23 protein-coding genes and 1 pseudogene are annotated in these 26,853 nt (G+C 70.5%); 12 read left to right on the top strand and 12 right to left on the bottom strand.

Features of this window, described 5'->3' with window-relative positions:
• The first annotated feature begins 108 nt into the window (after positions 1 to 108).
• From Rai3103_RS05615 to Rai3103_RS05600, 4 genes are read left to right on the top strand one after another with little or no spacing between them, the layout of a single operon-like run.
• Positions 109 to 3,048 carry an MMPL family transporter gene (locus tag Rai3103_RS05615; protein ID WP_153571753.1) on the top strand — a complete coding sequence of 980 codons (2,940 nt, stop codon included), beginning with the start codon at positions 109 to 111 and terminating at the stop codon, positions 3,046 to 3,048.
• Positions 3,045 to 5,486 carry a YhgE/Pip domain-containing protein gene (locus tag Rai3103_RS05610; protein ID WP_153571752.1) on the top strand — a complete coding sequence of 814 codons (2,442 nt, stop codon included), beginning with the start codon at positions 3,045 to 3,047 and terminating at the stop codon, positions 5,484 to 5,486. Before Rai3103_RS05615 ends, Rai3103_RS05610 begins: the two co-directional genes overlap by 4 nt.
• A 34-nt stretch (positions 5,487 to 5,520) precedes the next feature.
• Entirely contained in the window at positions 5,521 to 5,859 is a 339-nt protein-coding gene (locus Rai3103_RS05605; RefSeq protein WP_153571751.1) for a hypothetical protein, read from the top strand.
• A 45-nt stretch (positions 5,860 to 5,904) separates the two neighbouring features.
• Positions 5,905 to 6,753, top strand: coding sequence for a tyrosine-protein phosphatase (locus Rai3103_RS05600; RefSeq protein ID WP_228489208.1), 849 nt, complete (start codon positions 5,905 to 5,907; stop codon positions 6,751 to 6,753).
• 22 nt (positions 6,754 to 6,775) lie between these two features.
• On the opposite strand, the gene Rai3103_RS05595 is transcribed toward Rai3103_RS05600, so the two are convergent.
• From Rai3103_RS05595 to Rai3103_RS05570, 6 genes are all read right to left on the bottom strand, one after another.
• Entirely contained in the window at positions 6,776 to 7,858 is a 1,083-nt protein-coding gene (locus Rai3103_RS05595) for an alanine racemase (RefSeq protein ID WP_228489207.1), read from the bottom strand.
• A gap of 57 nt (positions 7,859 to 7,915) precedes the next feature.
• Positions 7,916 to 9,049 (bottom strand): lipid II:glycine glycyltransferase FemX, encoded by a 1,134-nt coding sequence (locus tag Rai3103_RS05590; RefSeq protein WP_153571750.1) that lies wholly within the window; start codon positions 9,047 to 9,049, stop codon positions 7,916 to 7,918.
• Between the two features lie 267 nt (positions 9,050 to 9,316).
• Complete coding sequence (locus Rai3103_RS05585) at positions 9,317 to 11,056, bottom strand: FAD-binding oxidoreductase (RefSeq protein WP_153571748.1); 1,740 nt, start codon at positions 11,054 to 11,056, stop codon at positions 9,317 to 9,319.
• A 73-nt stretch (positions 11,057 to 11,129) separates the two neighbouring features.
• Complete coding sequence (locus Rai3103_RS05580; protein WP_153573621.1) at positions 11,130 to 11,951, bottom strand: lysophospholipid acyltransferase family protein; 822 nt, start codon at positions 11,949 to 11,951, stop codon at positions 11,130 to 11,132.
• Between the two features lie 99 nt (positions 11,952 to 12,050).
• Positions 12,051 to 12,839, bottom strand: a complete 789-nt coding sequence (locus tag Rai3103_RS05575) for an SDR family NAD(P)-dependent oxidoreductase (RefSeq protein WP_153571747.1) — start codon at positions 12,837 to 12,839, stop codon at positions 12,051 to 12,053.
• A gap of 10 nt (positions 12,840 to 12,849) precedes the next feature.
• Complete coding sequence (locus tag Rai3103_RS05570; protein WP_153571746.1) at positions 12,850 to 13,662, bottom strand: deoxyribonuclease IV; 813 nt, start codon at positions 13,660 to 13,662, stop codon at positions 12,850 to 12,852.
• Between the two features lie 81 nt (positions 13,663 to 13,743).
• Here Rai3103_RS05570 and Rai3103_RS05565 point away from each other — a divergent pair, with 81 nt between their 5' ends.
• Entirely contained in the window at positions 13,744 to 14,259 is a 516-nt protein-coding gene (locus Rai3103_RS05565; RefSeq protein ID WP_153571745.1) for a DUF3592 domain-containing protein, read from the top strand.
• Between the two features lie 29 nt (positions 14,260 to 14,288).
• Here Rai3103_RS05565 and Rai3103_RS05560 read toward each other — a convergent pair whose 3' ends face one another.
• On the bottom strand, positions 14,289 to 15,467 hold the full coding sequence (locus tag Rai3103_RS05560; protein WP_153571744.1) for an FAD-binding domain: 1,179 nt from the start codon (positions 15,465 to 15,467) through the stop codon (positions 14,289 to 14,291).
• A 140-nt stretch (positions 15,468 to 15,607) separates the two neighbouring features.
• The gene (locus Rai3103_RS05555) at positions 15,608 to 16,243 is read right to left on the bottom strand and encodes a TetR/AcrR family transcriptional regulator (RefSeq protein WP_153571743.1); all 636 of its coding nucleotides are present in this window, start codon (positions 16,241 to 16,243) and stop codon (positions 15,608 to 15,610) included.
• Between the two features lie 294 nt (positions 16,244 to 16,537).
• Between Rai3103_RS05555 and Rai3103_RS05550 the strand changes: the two genes are divergently transcribed.
• The 3 genes from Rai3103_RS05550 (at position 16,538) to Rai3103_RS05540 (ending at position 20,745) form a co-directional block, all read left to right on the top strand.
• Positions 16,538 to 17,662 carry a ClC family H(+)/Cl(-) exchange transporter gene (locus Rai3103_RS05550; protein ID WP_228489206.1) on the top strand — a complete coding sequence of 375 codons (1,125 nt, stop codon included), beginning with the start codon at positions 16,538 to 16,540 and terminating at the stop codon, positions 17,660 to 17,662.
• Between the two features lie 139 nt (positions 17,663 to 17,801).
• On the top strand, positions 17,802 to 18,860 hold the full coding sequence (gene mgrA, locus Rai3103_RS05545; RefSeq protein ID WP_277873003.1) for an L-glyceraldehyde 3-phosphate reductase: 1,059 nt from the start codon (positions 17,802 to 17,804) through the stop codon (positions 18,858 to 18,860).
• Between the two features lie 7 nt (positions 18,861 to 18,867).
• Complete coding sequence (locus Rai3103_RS05540; RefSeq protein ID WP_153571742.1) at positions 18,868 to 20,745, top strand: AMP-dependent synthetase/ligase; 1,878 nt, start codon at positions 18,868 to 18,870, stop codon at positions 20,743 to 20,745.
• A 612-nt stretch (positions 20,746 to 21,357) separates the two neighbouring features.
• Here the strand turns inward: Rai3103_RS05540 and Rai3103_RS18980 are convergent.
• Positions 21,358 to 21,657 (bottom strand): annotated as a pseudogene (locus Rai3103_RS18980) (DUF805 domain-containing protein); the annotation flags it as partial.
• Positions 21,658 to 21,839: 182 nt separating this feature from the next.
• Entirely contained in the window at positions 21,840 to 22,256 is a 417-nt protein-coding gene (locus Rai3103_RS05530) for a DUF805 domain-containing protein (protein WP_153571741.1), read from the bottom strand.
• Between the two features lie 256 nt (positions 22,257 to 22,512).
• Here Rai3103_RS05530 and rpsF point away from each other — a divergent pair, with 256 nt between their 5' ends.
• From rpsF to rplI, 4 genes are all read left to right on the top strand, one after another.
• Complete coding sequence (gene rpsF, locus Rai3103_RS05525; protein WP_153571740.1) at positions 22,513 to 22,806, top strand: 30S ribosomal protein S6; 294 nt, start codon at positions 22,513 to 22,515, stop codon at positions 22,804 to 22,806.
• Positions 22,807 to 22,968: 162 nt separating this feature from the next.
• Positions 22,969 to 23,553, top strand: coding sequence for a single-stranded DNA-binding protein (locus Rai3103_RS05520; protein ID WP_153571739.1), 585 nt, complete (start codon positions 22,969 to 22,971; stop codon positions 23,551 to 23,553).
• An 81-nt stretch (positions 23,554 to 23,634) separates the two neighbouring features.
• Complete coding sequence (gene rpsR / locus Rai3103_RS05515) at positions 23,635 to 23,868, top strand: 30S ribosomal protein S18 (protein WP_153571738.1); 234 nt, start codon at positions 23,635 to 23,637, stop codon at positions 23,866 to 23,868.
• 22 nt (positions 23,869 to 23,890) lie between these two features.
• Entirely contained in the window at positions 23,891 to 24,337 is a 447-nt protein-coding gene (rplI, locus tag Rai3103_RS05510; RefSeq protein WP_153571737.1) for a 50S ribosomal protein L9, read from the top strand.
• Between the two features lie 245 nt (positions 24,338 to 24,582).
• Here the strand turns inward: rplI and Rai3103_RS05505 are convergent, their stop codons facing one another.
• Both Rai3103_RS05505 and Rai3103_RS05500 read right to left on the bottom strand, forming a co-directional pair.
• Positions 24,583 to 25,902 (bottom strand): MATE family efflux transporter, encoded by a 1,320-nt coding sequence (locus Rai3103_RS05505; RefSeq protein WP_194793285.1) that lies wholly within the window; start codon positions 25,900 to 25,902, stop codon positions 24,583 to 24,585.
• Positions 25,903 to 25,941: 39 nt separating this feature from the next.
• Positions 25,942 to 26,796, bottom strand: coding sequence for an MOSC domain-containing protein (locus tag Rai3103_RS05500; RefSeq protein ID WP_228489204.1), 855 nt, complete (start codon positions 26,794 to 26,796; stop codon positions 25,942 to 25,944).
• Between the last annotated feature and the right edge of the window lie 57 nt (positions 26,797 to 26,853).

Here is a 26,853-nt window from a genome sequence, read left to right as displayed (position 1 = left end):
GCGTACGCTGGTCTGCGGATACACAAGTGTCTTGGAACTGGGCCGGGTCGGCGCCCGCGTCACGCGGCGTCGCGGGTGTCGCGCATGTCGCGGATATGGGGAGTCAGGATGTCGTCGGTCCTTTACGCCATCGGGCGGTGGTGCTTCCGTCACGGAGGTCGCGTCCTCACCGGCTGGTTGCTCGTGTTGCTCGTCACGGGAGGCGCCGCCGGAGTGTTGTACGACAAGTTCGACAACTCCTTCGACCTGCCCGGCACGCAGTCACAGCAGGCCCTCGACCAGCTCGGTATGACCTTCCCGGAGATGTCCGGCGCCTCGGCCACCATGGTGGTCGTCGCCGGCCCCGGACGTACGCTCGACGATCCCCAGGTCCGCGCCGCGATAGAGCGGACGACCGACGAGATCGGCAAGCTCGACTTCGTCCGGTCTGCCCAGTCGCCCTACTTCGAGATGATGCACGGGACTATCAGCCCCGACCGTGGCGCCGGTCTCTCCTCGATCATGCTCACGGTCAGGATGACCGACTTCACCGAGCAGCAGAAGTCCGCCCTGCTCGCCAAGGCCGATCAGCTGCAGGCGGCGCTGCCCGGCTCGACGGTGCGGCTCGGCGGTGAGGCGTTCAACGCGACGATCCCGCACGTCGGCGTGGTGGAGATGCTCGGCCTCGGCGTCGCTCTGGTGGTCCTGGTGCTCACCATGGGCTCGCTGCTCGCCGCGGGGATGCCGCTCGTCACCGCCCTCATCGGCGTCGGCATCTCGATGACGCTGATCCTCGGCGCCACCGGTCTGGCCACGATCAACTCGACCACTCCGATGCTCGCACTGATGCTGGGGCTGGCCGTCGGGATCGACTACGCCCTGTTCATCCTGTCCCGCCACCGCGAACAGCTCGGGGAGGGCCTGGGCACCGAGGAGTCCGCCGCGAGGGCCGTGGCGACGTCCGGTTCGGCCGTGGTCTTCGCGGGCCTCACGGTGTTCATCGCCCTGATCGGTCTGGGCGTGGCCGGCATCCCCTTCCTCACCACGATGGGCATCGCCGCGGCGATCGCGATCGCCGTCACCGTGGCCATCGCGCTCACCCTGGTGCCCGCGCTCGCCGGGCTGGCGGGGGAGCGGATGCGTCCGAAGCACCGCCGGCTCACCCGCCGGCTCACCCGCCGGCAGGCCCGGCGCCAGGCCGCCGGGACCTACTCGGAGGATCCGCACGAGGCGGCCCGGTTGCGGATGAAGGCCGTCGCCGAGGGACATGGCGGCGGGCCCTCCGGCTGGTGGGTGCGTACGGTGACGAAGGTGCCGGCGCTCACCATCGCCGTCGTGGTGCTGGTCCTCGGTGGGCTGGCCATCCCGGCACGCGACATGCAGCTGGCCCTGCCCAATGCCGGCCAGGCCAAGGCCGGGACACCGGCCCGCGAGGCGTTCGACCTGATCCGGGACCACTTCGGGCCCGGCTTCAACGGCCCGCTCGTCGTCACCGCGCAGATCGTCACCTCGACCGACCCGCTCGGGGTGATGGACGGGCTGAAGAAGGACATCGAGGCGATGCCCGGTGTCGCCGTCGTCGCGATCGCCACCCCGAACCGTACGGCCGACACGGGGATCGTCCAGATCTTCCCGACCACCGGCCCGGACGACCCCGCCACCGAGCAGCTCGTGCACCGGATCCGGGCGGCGGCACCGGACTGGAAGGCCCGCTACGGCACCGACACCGCGGTGACCGGCTACACGGCCGTGGCGATCGACGTGTCGCAGCGTCTCGGGGCGGCCCTGCTGCCGTTCGGCATCTTCGTCGTCGGCCTGTCGATGGTGCTGCTCACCATGGTCTTCCGCTCCCTGGTGGTGCCGATCAAGGCCACCGTCGGCTACCTGCTCTCGGTCTTCGCCTGCTTCGGGCTCACCACCCTCGTCTTCACCCATGGCGTCGGCGCGAAGCTGATCAACGTCGAGGTGCCGGGGCCGCTGATCTCCTTCCTGCCGATCATCACGATGGGCATCCTCTTCGGCCTGTCCATGGACTACGAGGTGTTCCTCGTCTCACGGATGCGCGAGGATCACGTCCACGGCACGCCGGCCCGGGCCGCGGTGCACACCGGCTTCGTCGGCTCCGCGATGGTCGTCGTCGCGGCGGCGGTGATCATGGTGTCGGTCTTCGCGTTCTTCGTCCCGACGTCCGACCGGGGCTCGATGCAGCCGATCGCCTTCGCCCTCACCGTCGGGGTCGCCATGGACGCCTTCCTGGTCCGGATGACGCTGGTGCCGGCGGTGATGGCGTTGCTCGGCGAGCGTGCCTGGTGGCTGCCGCACTGGCTGGACGCCCGGATGCCGATGCTCGACGTCGAGGGATCCGACCTGGCCCGCGAGCTGGCCCTGCAGCACTGGCCGGCCCCCGGCGAGCCCACCGTGCTCACGGCGCAGGGCCTGGTCGCCGGTGACCTCGACCGCCGCCTGCACGCGCCGGTCGACATCCGGCTCCATCCTGGGGACCGGCTGCTCGTCACCGGGGAGCCCGCGGAACGTACGGCGCTGTTGCTGGCCCTGGCCGGTCGGCTGCGGGTGGCCGAGGGCCGCGCCCGGGTGGGGGGCCGGCTGCTGGAACATGCCGGTCGGGTGCGGCGACGGGTCGCGTACGTCAGCCTGTGGCGCAGTCCTGAGCCGGCCGCCGAACTGTCCCGGCTGGTCTCCGCCGCCGGCGATCCGCAGCACGTGATCATCGTCGACGACGCCGACATGGCCGCCGACGTGCGCACCAGGGCCCTGCTCGGCGCCCTGGTGCGGCACAGCGGTTCCACGGTCGTCATCGGAGCGCTGGACGAGCAGGGACTCGCCCCGATCCTGCCGTTCGGCACCCCGCACGTCGCCGCCCGCCCGTACGGCGCGGGAGCGGCGCAGCCGCCCTCCGAGGGGTCGCCCCTGCTGCTCGCGCCTGCGGGCCCGGGCCCGCAGGCGGCACCGGCCGCGCCCGAGTCCCCTGGCCGGCCGCTCCCTCCCACCCCACCCGCCGTCCCCTCGGCCGAGCCGATGCCCGTCTTCCAGACAGGAGAAGCCCGATGACCTCGACCTCCACCGGCGTTCCCCGGACCACCCGCCCCGACGGCCCCAGCAGGGCCCGCCGCTGGGGCATCATCCTCGGCCTGGTGCTGGTGCCGCTGCTCATCGTCGGTTCGCTCGGCTGGGTCACCGCCCGCGCCGAGCCGCTCCGGCCGACCGTACGGGCAGCGGTCGTCAACGACGACGAGCCGGTGACCATCCAGGGCCATCTCGCCCCGATGGGCCGCCAGTTGTCGGCAGCCCTGGTCAAGGGACCCGCGCAGGGCACCGGCTACACCTGGGTGCTCAGCGACGACAAGGACGCCGCCGCCGGGCTGGCCTCGGGGCGCTACGTCGCCCGGGTGGTCATCCCGAAGGACTTCTCCGCCGCGGTGACCTCGTACGGCGGTCCGGCCAAGGACGCGCGGCACGCCACCCTCCAGGTCACCACCTCCTCGATCACCGGGGTCGCCGACGCGGAGATCGCCCGCCAGCTGAGCGATGCCGCGGCGCGCAGTCTCAACACCACCCTGACGGAGGGCTACCTGGACCAGGTGTACCTGGGCTTCAACAAGTCGGCGGAGGGGATGAAGCAGCTCGCCTCCGGCACCTCCGACCTGGCCGACGGGGCCGCCCAGCTGTCCGGCGGCACCGCCTCGGCCCACTCCGGATCGGTGCAGCTCGCCGACGGGCTCGCGCAGCTCAAGGCCGGCACGGCCCAGTTGCCCGCCCAGACGGCCCAGCTGGCCCAGGGATCGCGACAGATCGCCGACGGCATGGGGCAGCTCTCCGGTGGCCTCCGCCAACTGTCCGACGGCGCAGACCAGCTCTCCGGCGGCGCGTCCGCGTACGCCTCGGGGGTCAAGCAGTACACCGATGGCGTGGGTGCCGCCGCCGATGGGGCCGCGCAGCTCAGTTCCGGCATCAACCAGCTGAGCAGCGGGCTCGACTCGGCGCTGCCCAGCCCCGCGCAGCTGGCCCAGGTCCAGAAGACCATCGACCAGTTGCGGCCGGTGCTCGCGCAGATCACCGCCGCGCTCAAGGACATGCAGGGCACCGCGGACCGGCTGAGCGCCGGCACGGGCGCGGTGGTGACCGGTCTGGACAAGGCTGTCAGCGACCTCAAGGCGGTGTCCGGGGGCTCGATCAGTTGCCCGGCCGACATCGCCGCCAAGGGCCCCGGGGCCTGTGACGGCTGGAAGGCGGGGATGAAGGCGGGGTCGGACCGCGCCCTCGCCCTGCTCACCATCAAGGACCCGACCACCGGCTACAGCGTCGTGAGCGCCGCGAAGGCCGCGAATGCGGGGGCCACCAGCTTCCAGGAGCTGGTCCGGGCCAACGGCGGGACGCTGCCCGGCCTCGACCCCGCCCAGATCGACAAGATCATGGCTGCCCTCAACGACCTGCCCGGCCAGGTCGCCCAGCTGCAGTCCGGGGTGCATCAGCTCAACGACGGTGCGGCCCAGCTCTCCGGCGGCCTTGCCCAGCTCAAGGCCAATGGCCCGCGGCTCGTCGACGGCGCGAACCAGCTCGCCGGCGGTGCCGGACAGCTGGCCGACGGGGCCGCGAAGTCCGCCGACGGCGCCTCGCAGCTGGCCGCCGGGTCCGCCCGGCTCGCCGACGGCACCGAACAGCTCGCGGCCGGGATGGTGCCGCTGTCGGCGGGCATCGCGAAGTCGGCCGACGGTGGCCGTCAGCTCTCGGACGGGCTGGGACAGCTGGCCGACGGGGCGGCCAAGCTCGCCGCCGGCGCCGACCAGCTCGCCACTGGCATCGCCGGCAACGTCGGGTCGATCCCCACCTACACCGATGCCGAGCGGAAGAACCTCGCCGCCGTCGTCGCCTCGCCGATCTCGACCGACCTGGCCGCCGTGTCGGCGACCCCGCTGGTCGCCGCGGCCGCCCTGCTCGCGGTGGCCGCGCTGTGGTTCGCCACCCTCATGACGTACGTGCTGCGTCGGCCGCTGTCGCACCGGCTGCTGTCCTCCACCCGTTCGACCCCCTGGCTGCTGGCGCGCACGGTCGGTCCTGGCGTCGGCATCGCCTTGGTCCAGGCGGCCGGCATCGCCCTGGCCGTCCAGGTCGTGATGGGGCTGTCTGCGGGGAGGGCCGTCGCCGTGTTCGGGGTGCTGCTGTTCGGCGGAGTGATGTTCGCCCTGGTCCAGCAGGCGCTGGCCGCGTGGGGCGGCAACATCGGCCGTGCGGTGGCGGTGCTGATGGGTGTGCTGACCATCGCGGCCGGCTTCACCTCGGCGCTGCCCGGCTTCTTCGACGTCGTCCGGCCGCTCCTGGCGCCGAGCCCGGTGCTCGATGCGGTGCGCGCGGCGGCCACCGGCGGATCTCTCAGTGGACCGCTGCTGGGGATCCTCGCCTGGGCGCTGATCGGCACCATCGCCTGCGGGCTCGCCGTGGTGCGGGAGCGGCGCGTGGGGGTGGCACAGTTCCTCCGGGCGTACGCGTGAGCGCGGGCGCTGGGGCGGCCCGTAGCATGGCGACGTGACGGACCACTTCCGCGAGCCCCTGCCACCCCGGCGCCTGCCGCCCGGCGGGCGCGCCCCGCACCAGTTCTCGTCGCGCTGGACGCTGCTGGTGTCGCTGCTGTTCATGACGGTGGTGGAGACGATGATGGCGGTGACGATCCGCCGCTGGGAGTTCGTCGTGTCGGCGGTGCTCTTCCTCGCTGCCGCGGTGGCGGGCTGGCGTGCCCTGCCGATCCCTCGCGACGCGCCGCACGGGGGTCGGGACGCCCCGGCCCGGACCGTTCCCGGTTGGGGCGTCCTCGCGGTGGTCCTGGTCGTCGGAGGATTCGTGTTCGGCGCGCTTGGCACCCGCTGACCCAGAGGCTCACCTGTCGTTGGCGCGGCATGTCACACTGCGAGAGTGAGCGTGCAGTGGTTGGCCTTCGATTCGCTGGTGAACGCCCGTGACGTGGGCGGCATCCCGACGGTCGACGGCGGGCGGATTCTGCCCCGGCGGCTGATCCGGTCCGACAATCTGCAGGCGCTCACGCCGGACGACATCCAGCGGCTGCGGGACCTGGGCGTCACCGACATCGTCGACCTGCGGTCGGCGTTCGAGGTGCAGGCCGAAGGGCCCGGGCCGTTGGACCATCGGGCCGAGTTCACCATCCACCGGCACTCGTTCTTCGTCGAGCAGGTGTCCGTCGGTGCCGGGGCTCCCGGGGCGACCGGGGCTGCGGGGGACACCGGCGGCATCGAGGCCAGCGGCGCGAACGCAAGGGACGAACTACCGGGCGACGTGCTGCCGTGGGCCGGCGAACGGCCCCACACGATCCAGGTGGAGGACGGCTTCGCGTCGTCCTACCTGTCATTCCTCGCGGATCGTCCCGAGTCGGTGCTCGCCGCGCTGCGGGCCGTGGCGTACGCCGACGGTGCCGCCCTGGTGCACTGCGCCGCCGGCAAGGACCGCACCGGGACCACCGTGGCCCTGGCGCTGATGATCGCCGGGGCGGACGTCGACGCGGTGGTCGAGGACTATGCGGCCAGCACGGAGCGGATCGACCTCATCCTCGCCCGTCTGCTGGCCCGCGAGACGTACGCCGAGAACCTCTCCGGTCGCCCGGCCTCCTCCCACCACACCCGCCCGGAGTCCATGCGGGCGTTCCTCGGCTATGCGGAGGAACGCTTCGGTGGCGTCGAACCGATGCTGGGCATGATCGGCTGGACGCCCGCCGACACCGCGCAGATGCGGGTGAAGCTGCGGGGCTGAGCTCCCGGGTGCGATCCGGGATTCAGGCGGGTACGCGTCCGGTGTCCGTACGCTCCCTGACGATGTCGAAGAGCGCGGTGGTCATCCGGACCTCCACGGGCACCCGATCCCCGACCTGCGGCGGGGTCGAGCCCTTGGGCATGAAGATCATCGAGGACTGCATGTGCGGCGGTTCGAGGAAGGTGCGCTTCTTGCCGTCCAAGGTGTAGGGCGACAGGGCGCGACCGGCGGCCTCCATCGCCCCCGTCGCGACCGAGATCGCCTTCGCGCGCATCGTCGACCCGGACGTCGGGGCCTCCATGCCGACGCCGTTGGCCGTGCCGCCGGCGACGATCACCACCCAGCCGTCGCCGGGGGCCCGGTGCTGGTGGTAGCCGATCCGATCCCCCCGCGACACCTCGTGGAGATCGAGGACCGTCGCGGAGGTCGAGTACGCGGACCGGTCCCCGAGCCACAGCTCGGTGCCGACCCGCAGCCGCGTCTCGAGCCGCTCCCCCTGGGCGCTGAGCTCGTGGGAGATGGCCTCGGCGGTGGAGACCGGCACGTGCGACAGCCAGACCGGGGCGCGGAACGCGTCCACGGCGCGTGCGGCCAGGTCACGGGCCTCCGCCTCGGTGGCCTCGGAGTGCAGGGGCAGGTGGATGGTCCAGCCCTGGACATCGAGCATTGCCGAGGCCTCCTCACCGGCGTCCAGGTCGGCGCTCGACAGCCCGTGGCGCCGCATCGAGGTGAGCACCTCGAGGATCACCCGGGGCCGGACGTCGCCACCCAGGTTGGCGAGCACCTCGATGTCGTCGAGCCGGGAGACGGTCCAGATCACCCGGGGATCACGGGCGAGTTCGACCGCGCGGGCGTCGAAGGGGCGCCAGGGCTGCAGGACGACGATGTCCCCGTCGAAGTGGTCGCGGACGGCGGCCACCTCACCCGGGACGCCGACAGCGATGGTCCGTACGCCCAAGGACTGGGCCTCCTCGGCCAGCCGGGTCAGGCCGAAGCCGTAGCCGTTGCCCTTGGCGACCGGGATGATGCCCGGCGTCCGCTCGACGACGGCCCGTTGATGGGCGCGCCAGGCGTCGGTGTCGATGGTCAGGGTCAGTCCGCTCACGGGGTCAGCCTAACCGGCCCGTCGGGTCGCGGCCGGGTGTCGCCGGAGCGGCGAAGCTCAGCCGCGTCGCTTCATGTAGAGGTCGAAGGCCGTGTAGAGCACCCGGTTGAGCGGCAGGTCCCACTCGCCGAGGTACTCGACGGCCTCCCCACCGGTACCCACCTTGAACTCGATCAGCCCGACGTGCGGGTCGTTCTTGTCCACCGAGTCGGTGATGCCGCGCAGGTCGTAGACGTCGGCCCCGGCCTCGAGGGCGTCCTGGATCATCCGCCACTGGATGGCGTTGGAGCCGCGTACCTCCCGCTTGGTGGTCGAGGAGGCGCCGTACGAGTACCAGGTGTGCCCGCCGACCCGCACCCAGGTGGTGGCGGCGACGAGATCACCCTCGTGCTCGGCGAGGTAGAGGTGGATGCGATCGGGGTCCTCCGCCTCCATCGCCTCCATCATGGTGCGGAAGTAGCTCGCTGGCCGCGGGGTGAACCCGTCCCGCTCGGCCGTCTCGGCGTAGAGGGTGTGGAAGGCCGGCAGGTCCGCGACGGTGCCGCGCCGGACCGTGACGCCCAGCTTGTCGGCCTTCTTGATGTTGCGCCGCCACAACTGGTTCATGCCCTTGAGGACGTCCTCGGGCGTACGGCCCGTCAGCGGCAGCTGGAAGTTGAACTCGGGCTGCCCGGCGGCGAAGCCCTCACCGGCCTTCGGCGGGCGCCAGCCGAGGGTCCGCAGGGCGTTGTGGACGCGGGCGGCCGCGATGTTCGTCTCGTCGGGCTCGACGGCCCGCAACGAGGTCACCGATTCGTCGGCCAGCGCGTCCTTGATGGCCCGGGTGCCCCACCGGCGGACGATGACGGGCGGCCCGATCCGGACGCCGAAGGCGCCCTGCTGCTTCACGTGGGCCACGAAGGGCTTGAGGGCGGCCTCGAGGTCGACGCCGGCCCAGTCGAGCAGCGGCCCCTCGGGAACGTACGCCAGGTAGCGCTTCACCCGGGGGATCTGGCGGTAGAGGACCAGGGCGACCCCGATCATCCGCTCGCCGCCCTCGCCCTCGCCGGACTCGAACCAGCCGAGGGACTCGTGGCGCCACTCGCTCTTCACCGCCGCCCATGCGGGGGTCTGGAGGAAGCTCGCCGAGCGGAGGGTGGAGATGTACTCGAGGTGCTGGGAAGCCGGAATGCTACGTACGGAGATCGCCACCCCTCGACTCTAGCGGGTCGGCACCGGGGGCTTATTCGTCCGGACCCGTGCACGGCACCTGCCGTCTCTGCGGGACGGACCTGCCATGTCGTGCGGGACGGACCTGCCGGGTCGTGGGGCGCGGCGGAGCGGAGTCTGTCATGGAGGATGCGTTTCACCCCGGGGGTGACATGTCACCCCCGGGGTGAAACTGCGCTTTGAACCGAGACTCCCGATGCGACGCGCCAGGCTCAGGCTCGCGGACTCAGGCCTCCGCGCCGGACCGGCTCAGACCTCCGGCGTCCCCGGCACGCCGCCCGGCAGGGGGGCATCGGACGAGTGCATGGCGACGCCGGGCTTGCCGTCGTGGAGGATCTTGCCCGGGTTGAAGTTGCGGCCCGGGTCGGCCCCCTCGAGGAGGACCCGGTGCAGCTTCGTGCCGGCCACCGAGATGTCCTGGTCCAGCCACGGCGCGTGCTCGCTGCCGACCCCGTGGTGGTGGGACACCGTCGCGGCGTTGTCCATGAAGTTCTGCTGGATGGCGCGCTTCACCAGGTCATAGTTGGCGTACGTGTTCGCCGCATCGGTGTCGGGCAGGGCGAAGGTGAAGTACAGGCAGGCGCCGCTGTGGTACGAGTGGGCGAAGTGGCACATCACGAACCCCTGCGTGCGTGCCTTCTCGAAGGCGGCCCGGGCCGCCTCGGTGGTGGTGTCGTAGAGGTTCTGCAGGTTCGCCCAAGGGGTGGCGGTCTCCGACACGTCGGCGGTCGCCCCGCGGTCGAGCAGGAAGTCGCGGATGTAGGGGGTCTGGAACTTCTTCGAGTCGTAGACCGAGCCGACGCCCGTCCCGACGACGATGCCGCCGTTCGCCTTGACGATCTCCTTGACGATCGCTTGGTTGCGCTTGACGTAGCGGCGCCCGCCCTCGAAACCGATGTACGACAGGCACATCTGGTCCAGGTCCCAGCCGCGGCGCTTGAGGTAGCCGAACATGCTGCCCATGACGATCTTCTTCACGCCGCGCTGCGCCCGCTGGGTGGCGAAGGAGAACTGCGTCTCGTTGGCATCGGAGACGCGCGACACCGTGACATGCGCGTCGGAGTCGTTGATCTCCTTCATCGCCCGCAGCCCGGAGCTGAAGTCGGGGAAGAAGTAGCCGACGATCTCGCGGACCTCGGGCACCCGGTGGACGTTGACCCAGGCCTCGGTGATGATGCCGAGCCGGCCCTCGGACCCGAGGATCATCTCGCGGACGCTCGGGCCCGACGAGGTCGACGGCAGCGGCCGCAGGGCGAGCACCTCGCGGTGCCGTACGGCCCGCAGCCCCTTGACGATGTCGGCGATGTCGCCGTACTTGTCCGACTGCATGCCGGTCGACCGGGTGGCAATCCAGCCGCCCAGCGTCGAGTGGGTGAAGGAGTCGGGGAAGTGTCCCATCGTCCAGCCGCGGCGGCCGAGCTGCTCCTCGATCTGCGGGCCGAGCGCGCCGGCCTGGATCCGGGCCAGCCCCGACTCGTCGTCGATCTCGAGCACCTTGGCCATCCGGCCGAGGTCGACCGACACGACGGTACGACGCTCGGTGGGCATCGGTTCGAGGGCGCCGACGATGTTGGAGCCGCCACCGAACGGGATCAGCACGGCATCCGCCTCGACACAGGCGTCGACGACGGCCTGCACCTGGGTCTCGTCGGCCGGGTAGACGACCACGTCGACGACACGGCGCAGGTCGCCCCGGCGGATCCGGATCAGGTCACGCACACCCTTGCCGAAGGTGTGCACGATGCGGTCGAGATCGTCGTCCAGCAGGAAGCGCTCGCCGACGATGCCGAGGAGTTGCTCGCGCAGGCCGCCGTCGATGATCGGCGCCGGGACGTCGAGGTCCTCGAACTTCGGCGGGATGCCGGGCTTGGAGACGTCCAGGCCGATCTGCTTCTTCACGAAGGGGGCGAAAGCGGGCTTGCCCTCCGGGTCGAAGCCGATCCCCTCGACACCCCAACCCCACCACTTCTGGTGCTTGACGCCGGTCATACGTTGTCCTTCCGCTCACGGTCACGCGTGGCCGGGCGGTCCGCGCCTGCGTGGATGCTGTCCTCGGCGTGCTTCACGCCTCGTCCGTCGTGTGATCGTCCGCGGCCGGGTCGGCTGCGGTCCCCTTGCCGGCGTCGGTGCCGGGAGTGGTTCTGGGTGCGCCGTCTTCCACCGGGCCCTGGTCCACGGCGGGTGTCTCGGCCGCCGCCTTCTCCACCTTCTGACGCTCCGCCTCCGCCGCGTAGTCGGCGATGGTCGGGAAGCCGGTGGCGAGCGCCATGGAGTCGTGCATGCGCAGCACCTGGTCGTGCATTCGGTCCGCGAACTTGCGCGCGGTCTCGCCCTTCTCGGCCCACATCGGCTTGCCCAGCACGATGTGGACGTCCGGTCGACCGGACTTGGGCAGGGCGGAGGTCGTCGGCATGGCCAGGTGGGCGCCGACGATGGCGATCGGGATCGCCGGGACGTTGCGGGAGATGCACAGGGCGGCCGGCCCGGGCTTGAACGCGGCCATCGCCCCGGTGCGGGACCGGGTGCCCTCGGGGAAGAGAAGGATCGGAACGCCCTCGGTGAGCAGGTTGCCGGACAGCCCCTTGTGCTTCGACCGGCCGCCGCCGCGCTCGACCGGGAAGGCGTTCATGAACATCACCGGGGCGAAGGCCTTGGTCGGACTGGTGAAGAAGTAGTCCGCCGCCGCCCCCGTGGCAAGGTAGCGGGTCAGCCGCGGCGGCAGGGAAGCCATCACCAGCGGTCCGTCGAGGTGACTGGAGTGGTTGGCCACCGCGATGTAGGGACCGGACATGCCGGCGAGGTTCCGCTTGCCGTGCACGTGGACGTTCAGCATGCTCCAGAACAGTGGCTTCATGAAGCCGCGTTGGGCGATGAACCGAGCCATCGCCCAACTGGCGGAGGTGTAGCGATGGTGTCCTGTGCTCACTGCATCACCTTAAGTCCCCGGCCGCGTCGTGCTGACCGCGGGCCGGGTCCGTGCACCTCAACGGACATCGGTGTCCTTCGCGCGGGACTTCACCAGCTTGGACGAGGCCCAGCGGATCATCCAGCGCGGGGCGAACCGGGCGAGCACCACGGCTGCCTTCCAGCCGATCGGGCCCGGCACACAGATGACCTTGCCCTTGGCGACGTCGGTGAGTGCTTCGCGGACCGCCTTGTCCCCGTCGATCCACACGATCGGCGGCAACTTGGACACTTCGATCTCGGCCCGCTCGTGGAACTCGGTGTGGATCCAGCCCGGGCAGAACGCGGTGACGTGAACCTTGCTGCCGCGCAGCTGGGTGGCCAGCCCCTCGCTGTAGATGAGCACCCAGGACTTGATCGCGGAGTAGTTGCCGGTGGTGATGAAGGCGGCCGACGAGGCGGTGTTGATGATCTCCCCCCCGCCACGGCGCAGCATGGAGCGGGCCGCCGCCCCGCCGAGCAGGTAGACGGCCCGGACCATCACCTCGAAGGCGCGCTCGTCCTCGGCGGTGTCGGAGGTCAGCAGGTCGGTGTGGAGACCGAAGCCGGCGTTGTTGATGAAGGTGGTGATCGGGTCGACGGAGGATTCGAGGCGGGCGACGACGGACATCACCTGCGTACGATCGGCCAGATCGGCCTGCAGGATCTCCACCTCGACACCGTGGGCCGACCGGAGCCGGGCGGCCACGTCCTCGAGGCGGGCGTGATCCCGTGCGACCAGGACCAGGTCGTCGCCCCGCTCGGCCAGTGCCCGCGCGTACGCGGCCCCGATGCCGGAGGTCCCCCCGGTGATCAGCGCAGTTCCCATGATTGTCAGCCTATCGGGGTCCGAGGTGGTCACGCACCCACGCGAGGTCCGCCCGGCGCTCGTCGATGCCACCGGGGGTCTCCAGGATCGCCGGGACACCGGCGGCCCGTACGACTCCGACGAGGATGTCGGGGTCGATCAGGCCCGCCCCGAGACTCGCGTGCCGGTCGGCACCCGACCCCGCCTCGCCGCGGGAGTCGTTGAGGTGGACCAGATCGATCCGCCCGGTGATGGCCCGGACATCGTCGACGACGGTGGTCAGGTCGAGCCCGGCGGCGAACGCGTGGCAGATGTCGAGGCAGAAGCCGACGCGGTCGGACCCGTCCGCGGCCGAGATCGCCGCCCACAGGTGGTCCAGGGCGTCGAGCCGACGGGCCATCGCGTGGGACCCGCCGGCGGTGTTCTCGATCAGTAGCGGCACCTCGATCTCGGCGCCCTCGACGGCCTTGTACCAGTTCTCGTAGCCGTGGCCGGGCTCGTCGTCGGCCGTCACGTGGCCGCCGTGGACGATCAGTCCGGCCGCGCCGATCTCCGCGGCCGCGTGCAGCGACTGGTTGAGCAGCTTGCGGGAGGGGATCCGGATCCGGTTGTTGGTGGAGGCCACGTTGATGACGTACGGCGCATGGACGTACGCGGTGATGCCCGCCTCGCCGATCGCTTCGCGGAACGCGGCGGCGCCGCCCTCGAAGTCGATGAGCGGCTTCTTCCAGCCCTGCGGGTCACCGAGGAAGATCTGGACCGCGCGGACCCCGACCGCGCGCGCCTCGTCCAGCGAGGAGGCGGCGTCGACGTGGGCGCCGAGCGGCACCGGGAGTTCAGCCATGGGGCCGACCCTAGCCCTGGGCAGGGGTGCCGGGTCCAATTCGCGTTCGAGGCGGAGGACCGGCAGAGGCTGGGTGTGAGAATGGGCGCGATCGTACGGCGCCGCCGCGGGCACGCCGACGGCACGGGTCGGGAGGGGAGCGGCATGGCGACGGTCGGCTGGGCCTTCCTCGTCGCCGGTGCGGCGATCATGACGGTCGCCGGGGTGCTCATCGCCGTCTCGGTCGCCATCGGCCGGCGGCTGCGACAGTGGCGGATGACCTGGGTCCGCACCACCGGGGCGATCTCCAAATTGCCGTACACCACCGGGCCGCGTCGTGAGGTCGAGGTGACCTACCTCGGACCGGACGGGCGACCGTACCTGTTGGTGCAGCGCCGGCCGGGCGAGCTGGCGGCCCCTGCCCCGCGGATCGCGCTGCCGGTCAGTGTGCTGTATGCGCCCGAGGACCCCGGCGCCGCAACGGTCGAGGATCACTGGATGGGGCCAGTGGCTCGCGTACGTGGACTACGGACCGCAGGCCTCTTGCTGGCGCTCCTGGGGTTGCTGGCGGGGCTGATCGGCGCGGGGCTGCTGGTGATCGGCGGTTGGCGAGCCTGAGGTCGCCATCGGCCGCCTGTGATCGCTGCTCAGGCGCCGGGGAAGGCGGGTAGCTCGATGGCGTCGTGGAAGCTCTTGCCCATCGCCAAGTCGGTCACGTACGGCAGTTCCATCAGCTTCATCACCGCGTTGCGGGCCAGTAGCTGGGATCTGCTGGTGGGCGCGAATGCCGAGGCCAGTCGCCTGGCTGCCGCCTGCTTGGAGCGCAGGAACGGTGCGAGCCGGGCCTGGTAGCGGGCGAACGCCAGCGCGTGGTCGCCACCGGATCGGGCCAGTTCCGCGGCCAGCACGTACGACTCGATCATCGCCAGTGCCGATCCCTGGCCGGCCAGCAACGAGGGACACGCCGCCGCGTCCCCGACCAGCGCCACCCGGCCCCTGGTCCATGACGGCATCTGGATCTGGCTGACCGCGTCGAAGTAGAAGGTCGTGGCCCGCGGCATCGCCTCCAGGAGTGCTGGGATCTCCCAGCCCGCTCCCCTCAACCGCTCGCGCAGCAGCGCCTGCTGGTCGGCGACGCTGTCGAGGGGCACCCGGTCGTCGTGGCGGACTGTGAGGACCACCATGGTGACGTGGTTGCGCAATGAGACCCGGACGGCCTGGAAGCCGACCTCGGCGTGCATCATGGCGACGAGTTCGTCGCGCGGGCGATAGCCGGGGACGTCGAACACCGAGACGACGATGTTCTGGTAGCGCTCGAACTGCTCGTCGGGCCCGAACACCAGTCGGCGGACCCGGGAGTGCAGCCCGTCCGCCCCTACGACCAGATCGAAGTCGCGGGGTGGCCCGTCCTGGAAGGTGACACGGACCCGGTTCCCGTCGTCGTCGAGGGCATGGACCGTGTCGTCCAGGATCAGCTCGGCCCGGCCTTCCAGCGCACCGTAGATGGCTCCGGCCAGGTCGGCACGGGCGATGCTGACGTAGCGCTCGGTCGGTCCCATGATCGCGTTCGGCTTCATCGTGGCGATCCGGCGTCCGTTGCGGTCGACGGCGCGCGCCTCGCGCATGACGTACCCGTGCCGGCGCAGCTCGGGGACGATCCCCATCCGGTCGGCCACGTCGAACCCGGCTCCCCAGAAGTCGATCAGGTAGCCACCGCGGCGCAGTTGTGGCGCGTGCTCGACCAAGGTAGGCCGGTGCCCGGCCTGCAGCAGCCAGTAGGCGAGGGTAGGCCCGGCAATCCCGGCACCGGCAATCAACACCTTCACCCCGGGAGCCTCCCTCCCAGACCACACGTTCGGCCACCAGCCTACTCGGGCGTGTCGTCGACGTCGCGGGGAGCAGCGCCGGTTCTCGGGCGAACTCGTGCGAGTCCGCAGGCGGTGGGCGGTATGCGGAGACGGTGTCCTTACGGTGGGGAATCGTGCCCGGTGACAGGGCGGGGTGTCCCCAGGGCGTCCTGGAGGATCCGGGCCGCGTACTCCGGACGGTATCCGGGCGGAGCCTGTGCGCTGAGGGCGCCCTGGTCGAGGACGGTCACGATGCTGAGTGCGAGTTCGGTGAGCAGGGCCTCGGGGAGGTCGTCGCGGACCATGCCAAGGTGGCGACCTCGGTCGACCGCGCGCCTGATCCATCCGGATACGTCATTGCGGAGTCGGGTGAGTTGTCCCTGTGGGCCTCGGGCGGCCGGTGGATGGTGGAACATCCGTCCGAACAGCCGGATCTCGGGACGCTCGGTCGCGGCGCGGATGAGGGAGGCCGCGAGTCCTGTCATGGCCGGCCAGAAGGCCTCGGGGGTCAACTCGTCGAGGTCGGGCACCTCGACGACGGTTCCGAGGCGTTCCCGCATGGTCAGGACGACATGGTCATGGAGACGCTGCTTGTTCGGGAAGTAGTGGTAGAAGGAGCCCTTGGCCCAGCCGGCTTGCGTGATGATCCGGTTCAGCGATGCCTCCTCATAGCCGGACTCGGTGAACGCGGCAGTGGCCGCGGCGATCAAGCGGTCCTCGCGGTCGGGATCCATGGGCTGAGCGGTCCTGGGCATGTGCGCTAGTCTACGTTCGTAGACCGGGTGGTCCACTTATCGTGCTGGTCACCCTTTTCGGGTGTCGAGGAGGAGCATGGGGCGCATCTCGCGTGTCGTGTGGCCGGCCATGAACGAGGCCGACCAACCCGGCCGGCTGGTGTCGTTCTCGGCCACGGCGGTGTTGGTCGGGACCCTGACGGGACTGATGGCGGCGACGTTCAGGCTGGGCCTGGATCGGGTCTCCGAAGCCCGGGGGCACTCATCGCGTGGGCCCATGGTGACCCCGTACTGGGGCTGGTCGTTGTCGTTCTGGTGTGTGCCGCGGCGACCGCTGCCGCGGCGGCCTTGGTCCATCGCGTCGAACCGCACGCCGAGGGCAGCGGGATCCCGCGGGTGGAGGCCGTGGTGGAAGGACGGACCAGGCCCGGCTCGCCCCTGATCCTCCCGGTGAAGTACGTCGGCGGACTTCTGGCCATCGGAGCGGGGCTGGCCCTGGGGCGTGAGGGGCCCTCGGTCCAGATGGGCGGCAACATCGGCATCATCGTCAGCCGGATCACCCGTCGTAACAGCTACGACCTGCGCATCCTGGTCGCGGCGGGCGCGGCAGCCGGGTTGGCGACCGCGTTCAACGCTCCCATCGCGGGCGGCGTCTTCGTTCTGGAGGAACTGGTCAAGCGGTTCGATCCGCGCACCACTGTCGCGACCCTGCTCGCGTCTGGTGCGGGCTTCGCCAGCGCCCAGCTCCTCCTGGGTGACTCGATCCAACTGTTCCGGACCGCGCCGCTGGGTCGGCCACGGCTCGAGGGCGCGCCGCTGGTGTTGGTGGTCGGTCTGGTCGCGGGGCTGGTGGGCGTGGCCTACAACGCCCTGGTGATGGCGAGCCTGCACCGGATGGACGCCAGCCGGATCCCCCGGGAGGTGCGGGCCGGGATCATCGGCGCGGGGGTGGGAGCGGTGGGCTTCCTGGCCCCCGACCTCGTCGGTGGCGGGGATCTGCTCACCCAGCAGGCGCTGCTGGCCCGGGGAAGCATCCTGGTGGTCCTGGGTGTTCTGGTGGCGCGGATCCTGCTCGGCGTGGTCTCGTACGCCGCGGCGACGCCGGGAGGACTCTTCGCTCCGATGCTGGTGGTGGGCAGCCACCTGGGCCTGTTGGTCGGCCTGATCGGTCGCGTCACGGTCCCGCAATGGACCCCGGAACCGGCTGCACTGGCACTGATCGGGATGGCAGCCTTCTTCACTGCCACCGTGCGAGCACCCATCACAGGGCTGGTCCTGGCCACCGAACTGACCGGTGTCACCGACCAGTTGCCGCCCATGCTGGGTGCCTGCGCCCTGGCGATGCTGGTGGCCACCCTGCTGCACTCCGAACCCATCTACGACGCCCTCACCTCCCGCGCTGCGCGAGCCGCCCAGCAGAACGCCGACGAGAGACCCTGATTCGATCCCCCGTGCCGTGCGCCTCCGGGGCTCATGGTTGGGGAGAAGGAACGTCGCCCGCCCCAGCGTGCGGCCGTCACTGGTTACCAGTGCGACAACCCGCCGGACGACTGTCGGACCCACCGAGCACAATGGGCCCATGATGCTCTCCGGAACCCCCTACGTCGCCGCCGAGGACCGCTACGACCCGGATCGTCCGGGTGCGATGGTCTACCGCCGGGTCGGCAAGTGGGGACTGAAGCTTCCCGTCCTGTCCCTCGGCCTGTGGCACAACTTCGGTGACCACCACCTGCTCGGCAACCAGCGCGAGATCATCCGGCGCGCCTTCGACGCCGGCATCACCCACTTCGACCTGGCCAACAACTACGGCCCGCCCTACGGCGCGGCGGAGATCAACTTCGGCCAGTTCCTGCGTACCGACCTCAAGCCCTATCGCGACGAGCTGATCATCTCGACCAAGGCGGGCTGGGACATGTGGCCCGGACCGTACGGTCAGGGTGGCGGGTCGCGTAAGTACGTCCTCGCGTCCCTCGACCAGTCTCTGGAGCGGATGGGGCTGGACTACGTCGACATCTTCTACAGCCATCGCTACGACCCGGAGACCCCGCTCGAGGAGACCATGATGGCCCTCGACCAGGCGGTCCGCTCCGGCAAGGCCCTCTACGTCGGCATCTCCTCGTATTCGCCGGGGAAGACCAAGAAGGCGGCCAAGATCGCCCGTGAACTCGGCACCCCGCTGCTGATCCATCAGCCCTCGTACAACCTGTTCAACCGCTGGATCGAGGGCGGGCTGCTGGACATGCTCCACCAGCAGGGCATGGGCTGCATCGCCTTCACGGCGCTCGGCCAAGGCCTGCTCACCGATCGCTACCTCAACGGGATCCCCGAGGACTCCCGGGCGGCGATGCATTCCTCGTTCGACACCGACTGGCTCAGCGAGGAGATCCTCGACCGGGTCCGCGGCCTCAACGAGATCGCCCGTGGCCGCGGCCAGAGCCTCGCCCAGATGGCGCTGGCCTGGGTGCTGCGCGACGAGCGGATGACGACAACGCTGATCGGCGCCTCCAGCGTCCAGCAGCTCGACGACAATCTCGGCGCCCTGCGGCACCTCGACTTCACCGAGGAGGAACTGACGGCGATCGACGGTCTGGCCGTCGAGTCCGGCATCAACCTGTGGGCCAAGCAGACGGAGGAGTGACCCCACCGTGGCGCGGTCGATCCCCGAGCTCCTGCTTGACGGGGCAGTCACCCACCAGTCCCGCGTCGCGACCCGGGTGTGGGTGGACGACGCCTGGGTGACGATGACGTACACCGAGCTGGCCTCGGCCGTGGACGCCGTCGCGTCCCGGCTGGTGGCCGACGGCATCGCGGCGGGGGACCGGGTGGCGATCTTCGCGCCCAACTCCCCGCAGTGGACCGTCATCGACCTCGCCGTCCAGTCCGTCGGGGCGATCGTGGTGCCGATCTACCAGACCTCCACCGCCGAGCAGGCGGCAGCCATCCTCACCTCCTCGGGCGCCCGCTGGGTCTTCTGCGGATCCTTCCTCGAGACGGACCGGGTGGCGGAGGTCCGTGACGCGCTGACCGCCCTCGAGCGGGTCGTGGTGATGGACGACGAGGACCTGACCGAGGTGCCCGCGCCCGAGGCGTACGGGGAGGTCCGTGCTCGCCGCGACGCCATCGGGCCGGGGGACCTCGCCACGATCATCTACACCTCCGGCACTACCGGCACCCCCAAGGGCGTGATGCTCACCCACGGCGCGTTCCTGGCCGAGATCGAGGTGGTGCAGGCGTCGTTCCACCTGGCGCCGGAGGACGGCAGCCTGTGTTTCCTCCCGCTGGCGCACGCGCTGGAACGGGCCTGGACGTTCTGCGTGCTCGCGGCGGGGGCGATGAACACCTACGTCACCGACACCCGCACCCTGGTGACGATGATGCCCCGCGCCCGCCCCACCCTGATGGTGATGGTGCCGATGGTGTACGAGCGGGTGCTCGCCACCGTCCGCGACCAGGCGGCCTCCCCACTGAAGCGGCGGATCCTCGACTGGGCCGTGGGTGTCGGTCTGGCCGCCCAGCGGGCGGGGCGCGACGGGCTGCGGGCGGATCCGTGGCTGCGGGGCCGGCTCGCGGTGGCGGATCTGCTGGTGCTGGCCAAGGTGCGCCACGCCCTCGGCGGGCAGAAGAAGCTGATGGTCGCCGGCGGCGCTCCGCTGCGCCGCGAGGTCGAGGAGTTCTTCTGGGCCTGCGGGATGATCATCCACACCGGGTACGGGATGACCGAGACCGCTCCGCTGATGACCTACAACCGGCTGGGTGAGGTGCGGTTCGGGTCGGTCGGGCGGCCGATGCCGGGATCCCAGGTGCGGATCGTGCCGGTGCCCGGGGTGACCGGCCTGTCCGATGCCGAGGCGGAGGACGGCGAGATCCAGTACCGCGGGCCGAACGTCATGGTCGGCTACTGGAACGACCCGGACACGACGGCCGAGGCTTTCGACGACGGGTGGCTGCGGACCGGCGACATCGGCCATTTCGACGTCGACGGCTATCTCGTCATCACCGACCGGCTCAAGGACCTGATCGTCACCCGGCAGGGCAAGAACATCGCGCCGGGCCCGATCGAGGAGGAGCTCGGGGCCGATCCGTTCATCGCCCACGCGGTCCTCGTCGGCGACGAGCGGCCCTGCGTCACCGTGCTGATCTCTCCCGACGTGGGTGAGCTCGAGGCCTGGGCCGAGGCGCACGCCATCGCGTACGACTCGCGCGAGGCGTTGGTGGAACACCCCGACGTCCTCGCCGAACTGCGCCGGCGGGTGGAGAAGGTGTCCGCCAAGCTGCCGCACCAGGAGAAGATCCGCGACCTGCGGGTCATCTTCGACGAGTTCACGATGGAGAACGGGCTGCTCACCCCGACCCTGAAGGTGCGCCGGCGCGCGGTCGAGAAGCGGTTCGCGGCCGTCGTCGACGAGATGTACGAGCGGATCGCGGCTGCGCGGAAGGTCGCCAAGGAGGCGGCGGGCAGCGCGGCGAGCCATGCCCGGGGAGCCGCGGACCAGATGGCTCACCGGCTCAACGGGGACCGCTAGGCCGCGGTGACCCTCGCGTGCGCCAGGGCGATCAGGACCGCCCTGGCGGCGGGTCCTGGGGATACTTCCCGAAATAGTTCTCGGAGTCGTCGCTCCCGGGATCCTCGGGGTTCTGTGCCCGCGGGGGTGCTGCGGATTCGCACCGGGCTGCTGGTAGCCAGTGGGACGACCCTGGCCGCCCTGCGGCGGTTCTGCCCCGGGTGTTGCGGTCTGGGGCGGTTGGGTCTGGGGCGGTTGGGCATGGGGTTCGCCGGCGGGTTGCCCATAGCCCTGACCGTAGGGTGCCTGACCGTACTGCTGCTGGGCCTGCTGGGAGTACGGGTCCTGAGGATAGTGCCCGTACTGCGCCGACGGCGGGTTCTGGCCGTAGGGCGGCTGCTGTCCGTACTGCTCGGAGGGGTATTGCTGTCCGAGCGGTGCTTGCGGGTACTGGTCCTGGCCGTACTGCGCTTGCGGGTACTGCTCCTGGCCGTACGGATACTGCGCGTACGGATCCTGGGAGATGCCGGGCTGGTAACCGTAGGGGTAGGGGGCGTCCACTCCCTTGGGGTTCGGGCCGTACTGGTTGTCGCCCGGCTGGGAATCCTGGACGTAGAACATGAAGACCAGGATCAGGGTGCCGATGACGGGGAGCAGGTTCAGCAGGATCCACCAGCCCGAACGGCCCACGTCATGGAGACGGCGGAACGTCATGCCGAGGCCGGGCAGCAGGAGCGCCAGGCTGGTCAGATTGCTGATCGGCGAGGGGCCGCCGTTCGCGGCGCCCAGCCCAAGGATGCCGTCGATGATTCCTGCCGCGATGCCGACCACGACGGTGAAGAGGAACCAGTACCAGAACTCCGACCGGCGCGCCCGGCCCGAGAAGACGGCGTACTTGCGGAAGCCGGTCTGGATCGCTTCGGAGAACCCCATCGTTCGCTCCTGAGTCGGGGGCCGGTGCAGGAGCCGGCCACAGGTCAACGGTACGGCGCACGAGGGTCGTACGGCAGACGCTTCGACACGCCGACACCACGACAGTCGGACAAGACAGCACGACGACCCGGCGCCATGCGCCGGGCCGTCGTGGTCGTGCAGTGGGCCGCAGCCCGGGAGGTTCAGACGGTCGGGACCTGGTCCTGCTCCACGGTCTCGGCGTCGGCGGCCGGGACGGCAGCCTTGGGGTTCGGGCCGTACGCGTTGTCGGCGGCCTGCGAATCCTTGATGTAGAAGGCGAAGATCAGGAACAGGCCACCCAGCACGGGGACCAGATTGAGCAGGACCACCCAGCCGGAGCGGCCGAGGTCGTGGAGGCGGCGGACGGCGACGGCGATGCCCGGCAGCAGCAGCGCCAGGGAGACGAGGCCGGAGATGACCGGCATCTGGCCGAGGCCGAGGACGTTGTCGAGGATGCTCGCGACGACGTCGACGACGAAGGCGAAGAGGACCCAGTACCAGAACTCGGCGCGGGTGGCGCGGCCGGAGAAGTCGACGTACTTGCGGAAGCCGGTGGTGATCGCTTCGGAGAAGCCCATGAAGTTACTCCTGGAGTCAGGGGTGTGCCGGAGGGGAGATCCGGTCGGCATGACCGTAGGGCAGCAGGGGTTCAGGTCGCGCTGCCCGGCGCCTCGCCTGCGGCACGGAGCGGGGACACCTGCGATTGGCGTCCTCGCCCCGGGACGCCTAGACTTCACCTTTGGTCCCCGCTCCCCATGAGCAGGGACCGGCACACGCCCTCCTGCCATGGGACAGACCCATGGCCGCAGAGACCACAGGAGGTGGGATACGCGTATGCGCAAGTACGAGATCATGGTCCTCATCGATCCGGACACCGACGACCGCCAGGTCGGCCCGATGCTCGACAAGCACCTCGAGACCATCACGAACGAAGGCGGCAGCGTCGAGAACGTTGATCTGTGGGGCAAGCGCAAGCTGGCCTACGACATCAACAAGAAGTCCGAGGCGTTCTACGCGGTCATCAACCTGACCGCCGAGCCGGCTTCCGTCCAGGAGATGGACCGACTGATGACCATCAACGAGCAGATCATGCGGACCAAGGTGCTCCGCCCCGACCTGCACGCCTGATCGTCACCCGTCCGTACGACCCGAGCCACCGCGTCGGGGCGCCGACACGATGTCGGTGGTCCATGGCAAGGTGGGACCATCGGTCCGACGTGTCAGATCCGTCTGACGCAGGACGTCTGCGTCGGGTCAACGGACACCAACAATCTCGACTGGAGATCCCTCATGGCTGGCGAAACCGTCATCACCGTCGTCGGTAACCTCACCGCCGACCCCGAGCTGCGCTTCCTCCCCTCCGGGGCGGCCGTGGCGAACTTCACCGTGGCCTCCACGCCGCGGACGTTCGACCGGCAGTCCGGCGAGTGGAAGGACGGCGACGCGCTGTTCCTCAACTGCTCCGTGTGGCGCCAGGCGGCGGAGAACGTCGCCGAGTCGCTGCGCAAGGGCATGCGGGTCCTGGTGCAGGGTCGGCTCCGTCAGCGCAGCTACGAGACCCAGCAGGGCGAGCGTCGTACGGTCGTCGAGCTGGACGTCGACGAGATCGGCCCGTCGCTGCGCTACGCCACGGCCGCCGTCACCCGTTCCTCGGGTGGTCAAGGTGGTCAGGGCGGTCAGGGTGGCGGCCAGGGTGGCTACGGCAACCAGGGCGGCGGCGCCTCCCAGGGCGGTCAGCCCGGCGGTGGCTACGGCAACCAGGGTGGCTACGGCAACCAGGGCGGCCAGTCCGGCCAGGGATCGTACGGCGGGGACAACCGCGAGCAGATGGCCGACCCGTGGGGTCAGCCGCAGAGCGACGAGCCCCCGTTCTGATCGGTCTCCCGTCGAGGGACACATCACTTATCCGAAGGCACATTCCGGCATGACGCCGGGCTCTGGAAGGAGAGCACCACAATGGCCGTACGCAAGCCCATCAGCAAGAAGAAGGCTGCGCCGATCAAGAAGACGCGCATCGGCAAGGTCGACTACAAGGACACCGCGCTGCTGCGCAAGTTCATCTCCGAGCGGGGCAAGATCCGCGCCCGTCGCGTGACCGGTCTGTCGGTCCAGGACCAGCGCAAGGTCGCCATCGCCATCAAGAACGCCCGCGAGGTGGCCCTGCTGCCGTACGCCTCGACCACCCGCTGATCAGGAGAAGGAGAACACCACCATGAAGCTCATCCTGACCAACGCTGTGGCCAACCTCGGCATCGCCGGGGACGTCGTCGAGGTGAAGGACGGCTACGCCCGTAACTACCTGATCCCGCAGGGCTTCGGGATCAAGTGGACCCGTGGCGCCGAGTCGCAGATCGAAGGCATCAAGCGCAACCGCGACGCCCGCCAGGTGCGCGACCGTGCCCACGCCGAGGAACTGCGTTCGCAGATCGAGGGCCTGAAGGTCCAGGTCACCGTTCGCGCGTCCCAGGAGGGTCACCTCTTCGGCGCCGTCACCGCGGCTGACGTCGCCAAGGCCATCAAGGCTGCCGGTGGCCCCACCGTCGACAAGCGCGGTGTGAAGATCGAGAAGCCGATCAAGACCGTCGGCGAGCACAACGTGGGTGTCAAGATCCACGAGGCCGTCACCGCGCACTTCCCGGTGCAGGTCATCGCCTCCTGAGGCTGACACACCGCCCAGTGGCAGACAGAAGGGGCCGATCCTGCGGGATCGGCCCCTTCTGCTGTCAGACGAAGACCAGCCGGTCCTGTGGCAGGGATGGACCGTGAGCGGATTCTGGCGGCTCAGGTGTCGACGCCGCCCCACGCGGAGATGAGATCGGCGTCAAACCGTGGGCCTGGCCGGTGAGTGTCCGGCAACAGGCGGCGGTGTCGCCAGGATCCGCTCACCGCACGGTTCCCACATCATCACTGGCCCACCACCATCCACGCCGTGCCTCGCGCCCGGATCCACAGCGTGACCGCCCGCGCGGCGATCCAGATGCCGTACGCAGCCCAGAGCCAGGCAAGTCCGGCGTCGGTCGCTCGCACCACCAGGGCGAGCGGGGTGTAGATCGCGGTGACCAGTACACCGACGAGGGAGAGGTAGCGGGCGTCGCCGGCGCCGATCAGCACGCCGTCGAGGACGAACGTCACCCCGCCGACCGGGATGATGGCGGCGAGGACGACGAGGGTCACCATCAGGGTGGCGTGGACCCGTGGGTCGGGAGAGAAGAGACCGCCCAGCACCGGCCGCAGCAGGACCATCAGGGTGCCGACGACCACGCCGAAACCGACGCCCCAGAGCAGCACCCGGCGGGTGATCCGGCGCGTGGCGGGGACATCGCCGGAGCCCAGGCTCAGCCCGATCAGCGCCTGCGCGGCGATGGCGAAGGCGTCGAGGGCGTAGACCATCGTCTGCCACAGGCTGTAAGCGACCTGGTGCCCGGCCAGGGTGACCTCGCCCATCCCCGAGGCCGAGAACGTCGTGACCGTGATCGCCAGCTGCAGCGTCGCGGCCCGCAGCACCAGCCATCCCCCTGATCGGGCCGCGGCCAGCACCCCGCCGAGATGAGGCTGGAACCGCACCCCGCGACGTGCGGCGCCCCGCAGGACGGTCGCGGAGAGAACGGCTGCCCCTGCCCACTGGGACACGGCGGTGCCGATCGCGGCTCCGGCGATGCCCAGACCGACGCCGTAGACGAGGGTGAGGTTGAGGGCGATGTTCACCAGGTTCACCGCGATGGCGACGTAGAGAGGCGTACGGGTGTCCTGCAGCCCACGAAGCACTCCCGTGGAGGCGAGGCTGACGAGCTGGGCGGGTAGGCCGAGCGAGACCAGCCGCAGGTAGGTCGTGGCGTACCCGGTGGCGCCGGGACCCGACCCGTACAGCTGGAGGATCGCCGGGGCGCCGATCAGCAGGCCGACGCAGAGGACCAGGCCGATCAGCAGGCCCAGGACCATGCCGTCCAGGCCGCCGGCCAGCGCCCCGCGCCGATCCCCCGCCCCGAGTCGCCGGGCCACCGTCGCCGTCGTACCGTACGCCAGGAAGATCGAGAGCCCGACCAGGAAGCCGATCACGTTCGAGGCGAGGGTCAGACCGGCCAACTGGGCGGTGCCGAGGTGGCCGACGATGGTGGTGTCCACCAGGATCAGCAGCGGTTCGGCGACCAGAGTGGCGAAGGCCGGGACGGCCAGGGCGAGGATCTCGAGGTTCAGGGACCTCGTGGTCCGCGCGGTCGCTGTCACCGGCCCAAGTCTAGGCACTTTCGCGCGTCGGCCCCTGGCTCAGCCGGGGGCGCCTGGCCTGACCGCGTGACCTACCCGGACGCGACCCGGCTTGGTCACGATGGCGTCCACCCCGAACATCACCTCGTTGCCCTGTCGGCGATAGGCCGCCAGCGCCCGCATCGCATCGCTGCGACGCATCCCGGTGTCGGGGTCGAGGTCGATCACGGCACAGCGCGGAATGGCGCTGCGGACCTCGATCTCGGCTTCACCGAGCTGGAGCCGCCGACCGATCCAGGCGTCCTCGACGTGCGGCGTGTCGGTGTGCACCGTGAACGTCGCGCGGAACCGGGAGTCGAGCACCGTGCTGCCGACCCGGCGGGAGAGTTCGTCGAGGGAACCGGTGGTGACCAGGCTGACGCTCGCGCCGTAGACGACATCGCCCGCGGGGGACCGGGCCAGGATGACGTCGTACCCGAGGTGCTGGGAGAACGCCGCCGCCCACGGCCCGTCGATCACCTCGAGCGTCACGCGTCGGCCCCAGTAGTCGAGCGTACGGGTCTCACCGGTGCCGGCCGGCTCACCCTCGACCTGGCAGCCGGGCAACGCCACGGTCAGCACGCCGCTGTCCCAGCGGGCCCGTGTCGCCATGAGGGTCGGGTTCTCGACGGTGCGGAGCACCCGCTCCCGGGCGGGGTCGACGAGGCAGAACACCCGGTCGCCGACGGGACCGTCCCAGGCCAGGTCGACGAACGGCCGGTCCAGGTGACGGGCCCCCTTGAGCGAGGTGAATCCGATCCGCGTGACGTGCACCCCGCCACTGTGCCACGCGCCGGCGACCTCCTCCTCATCGCTCGGGACGCGGCACTGCTCAGCGCGTCGAGAGCGGTAGCGCAGGTCTGTGTCGGGTGTCAACTGCGTTCTCTTGACGGACCCCGGAACGCGGAGCACAGTCGAGTCATGTCCACGGGG

The organism is Raineyella fluvialis, assembly GCF_009646095.1.
GTDB classification, from domain to species: Bacteria; Actinomycetota; Actinomycetes; order Propionibacteriales; family Propionibacteriaceae; genus Raineyella; species Raineyella fluvialis.
This window is presented reverse-complemented; position numbering and strand designations above follow the sequence as displayed.

What these genes read in the sequence shown, in the direction of transcription:
- Rai3103_RS05615 (WP_153571753.1), top strand. Translation starts at nt 109, where the DNA reads ATGTCGTCGGTCCTTTACGCCATCGGGCGGTGGTGCTTCCGTCACGGA.
- Rai3103_RS05610 (WP_153571752.1), top strand. Translation starts at nt 3,045, where the DNA reads ATGACCTCGACCTCCACCGGCGTTCCCCGGACCACCCGCCCCGACGGC.
- Rai3103_RS05585 (WP_153571748.1), bottom strand. Translation starts at nt 11,056, where the DNA reads ATGACCGGCGTCAAGCACCAGAAGTGGTGGGGTTGGGGTGTCGAGGGG.
- Rai3103_RS05580 (WP_153573621.1), bottom strand. Translation starts at nt 11,951, where the DNA reads ATGGCTCGGTTCATCGCCCAACGCGGCTTCATGAAGCCACTGTTCTGG.
- Rai3103_RS05575 (WP_153571747.1), bottom strand. Translation starts at nt 12,839, where the DNA reads ATGGGAACTGCGCTGATCACCGGGGGGACCTCCGGCATCGGGGCCGCG.
- Rai3103_RS05570 (WP_153571746.1), bottom strand. Translation starts at nt 13,662, where the DNA reads ATGGCTGAACTCCCGGTGCCGCTCGGCGCCCACGTCGACGCCGCCTCC.
- Rai3103_RS05565 (WP_153571745.1), top strand. Translation starts at nt 13,744, where the DNA reads ATGGGCGCGATCGTACGGCGCCGCCGCGGGCACGCCGACGGCACGGGT.
- Rai3103_RS05555 (WP_153571743.1), bottom strand. Translation starts at nt 16,243, where the DNA reads ATGCCCAGGACCGCTCAGCCCATGGATCCCGACCGCGAGGACCGCTTG.
- mgrA (WP_277873003.1), top strand. Translation starts at nt 17,802, where the DNA reads ATGATGCTCTCCGGAACCCCCTACGTCGCCGCCGAGGACCGCTACGAC.
- Rai3103_RS05530 (WP_153571741.1), bottom strand. Translation starts at nt 22,256, where the DNA reads ATGGGCTTCTCCGAAGCGATCACCACCGGCTTCCGCAAGTACGTCGAC.
- rpsF (WP_153571740.1), top strand. Translation starts at nt 22,513, where the DNA reads ATGCGCAAGTACGAGATCATGGTCCTCATCGATCCGGACACCGACGAC.
- Rai3103_RS05520 (WP_153571739.1), top strand. Translation starts at nt 22,969, where the DNA reads ATGGCTGGCGAAACCGTCATCACCGTCGTCGGTAACCTCACCGCCGAC.
- rpsR (WP_153571738.1), top strand. Translation starts at nt 23,635, where the DNA reads ATGGCCGTACGCAAGCCCATCAGCAAGAAGAAGGCTGCGCCGATCAAG.
- rplI (WP_153571737.1), top strand. Translation starts at nt 23,891, where the DNA reads ATGAAGCTCATCCTGACCAACGCTGTGGCCAACCTCGGCATCGCCGGG.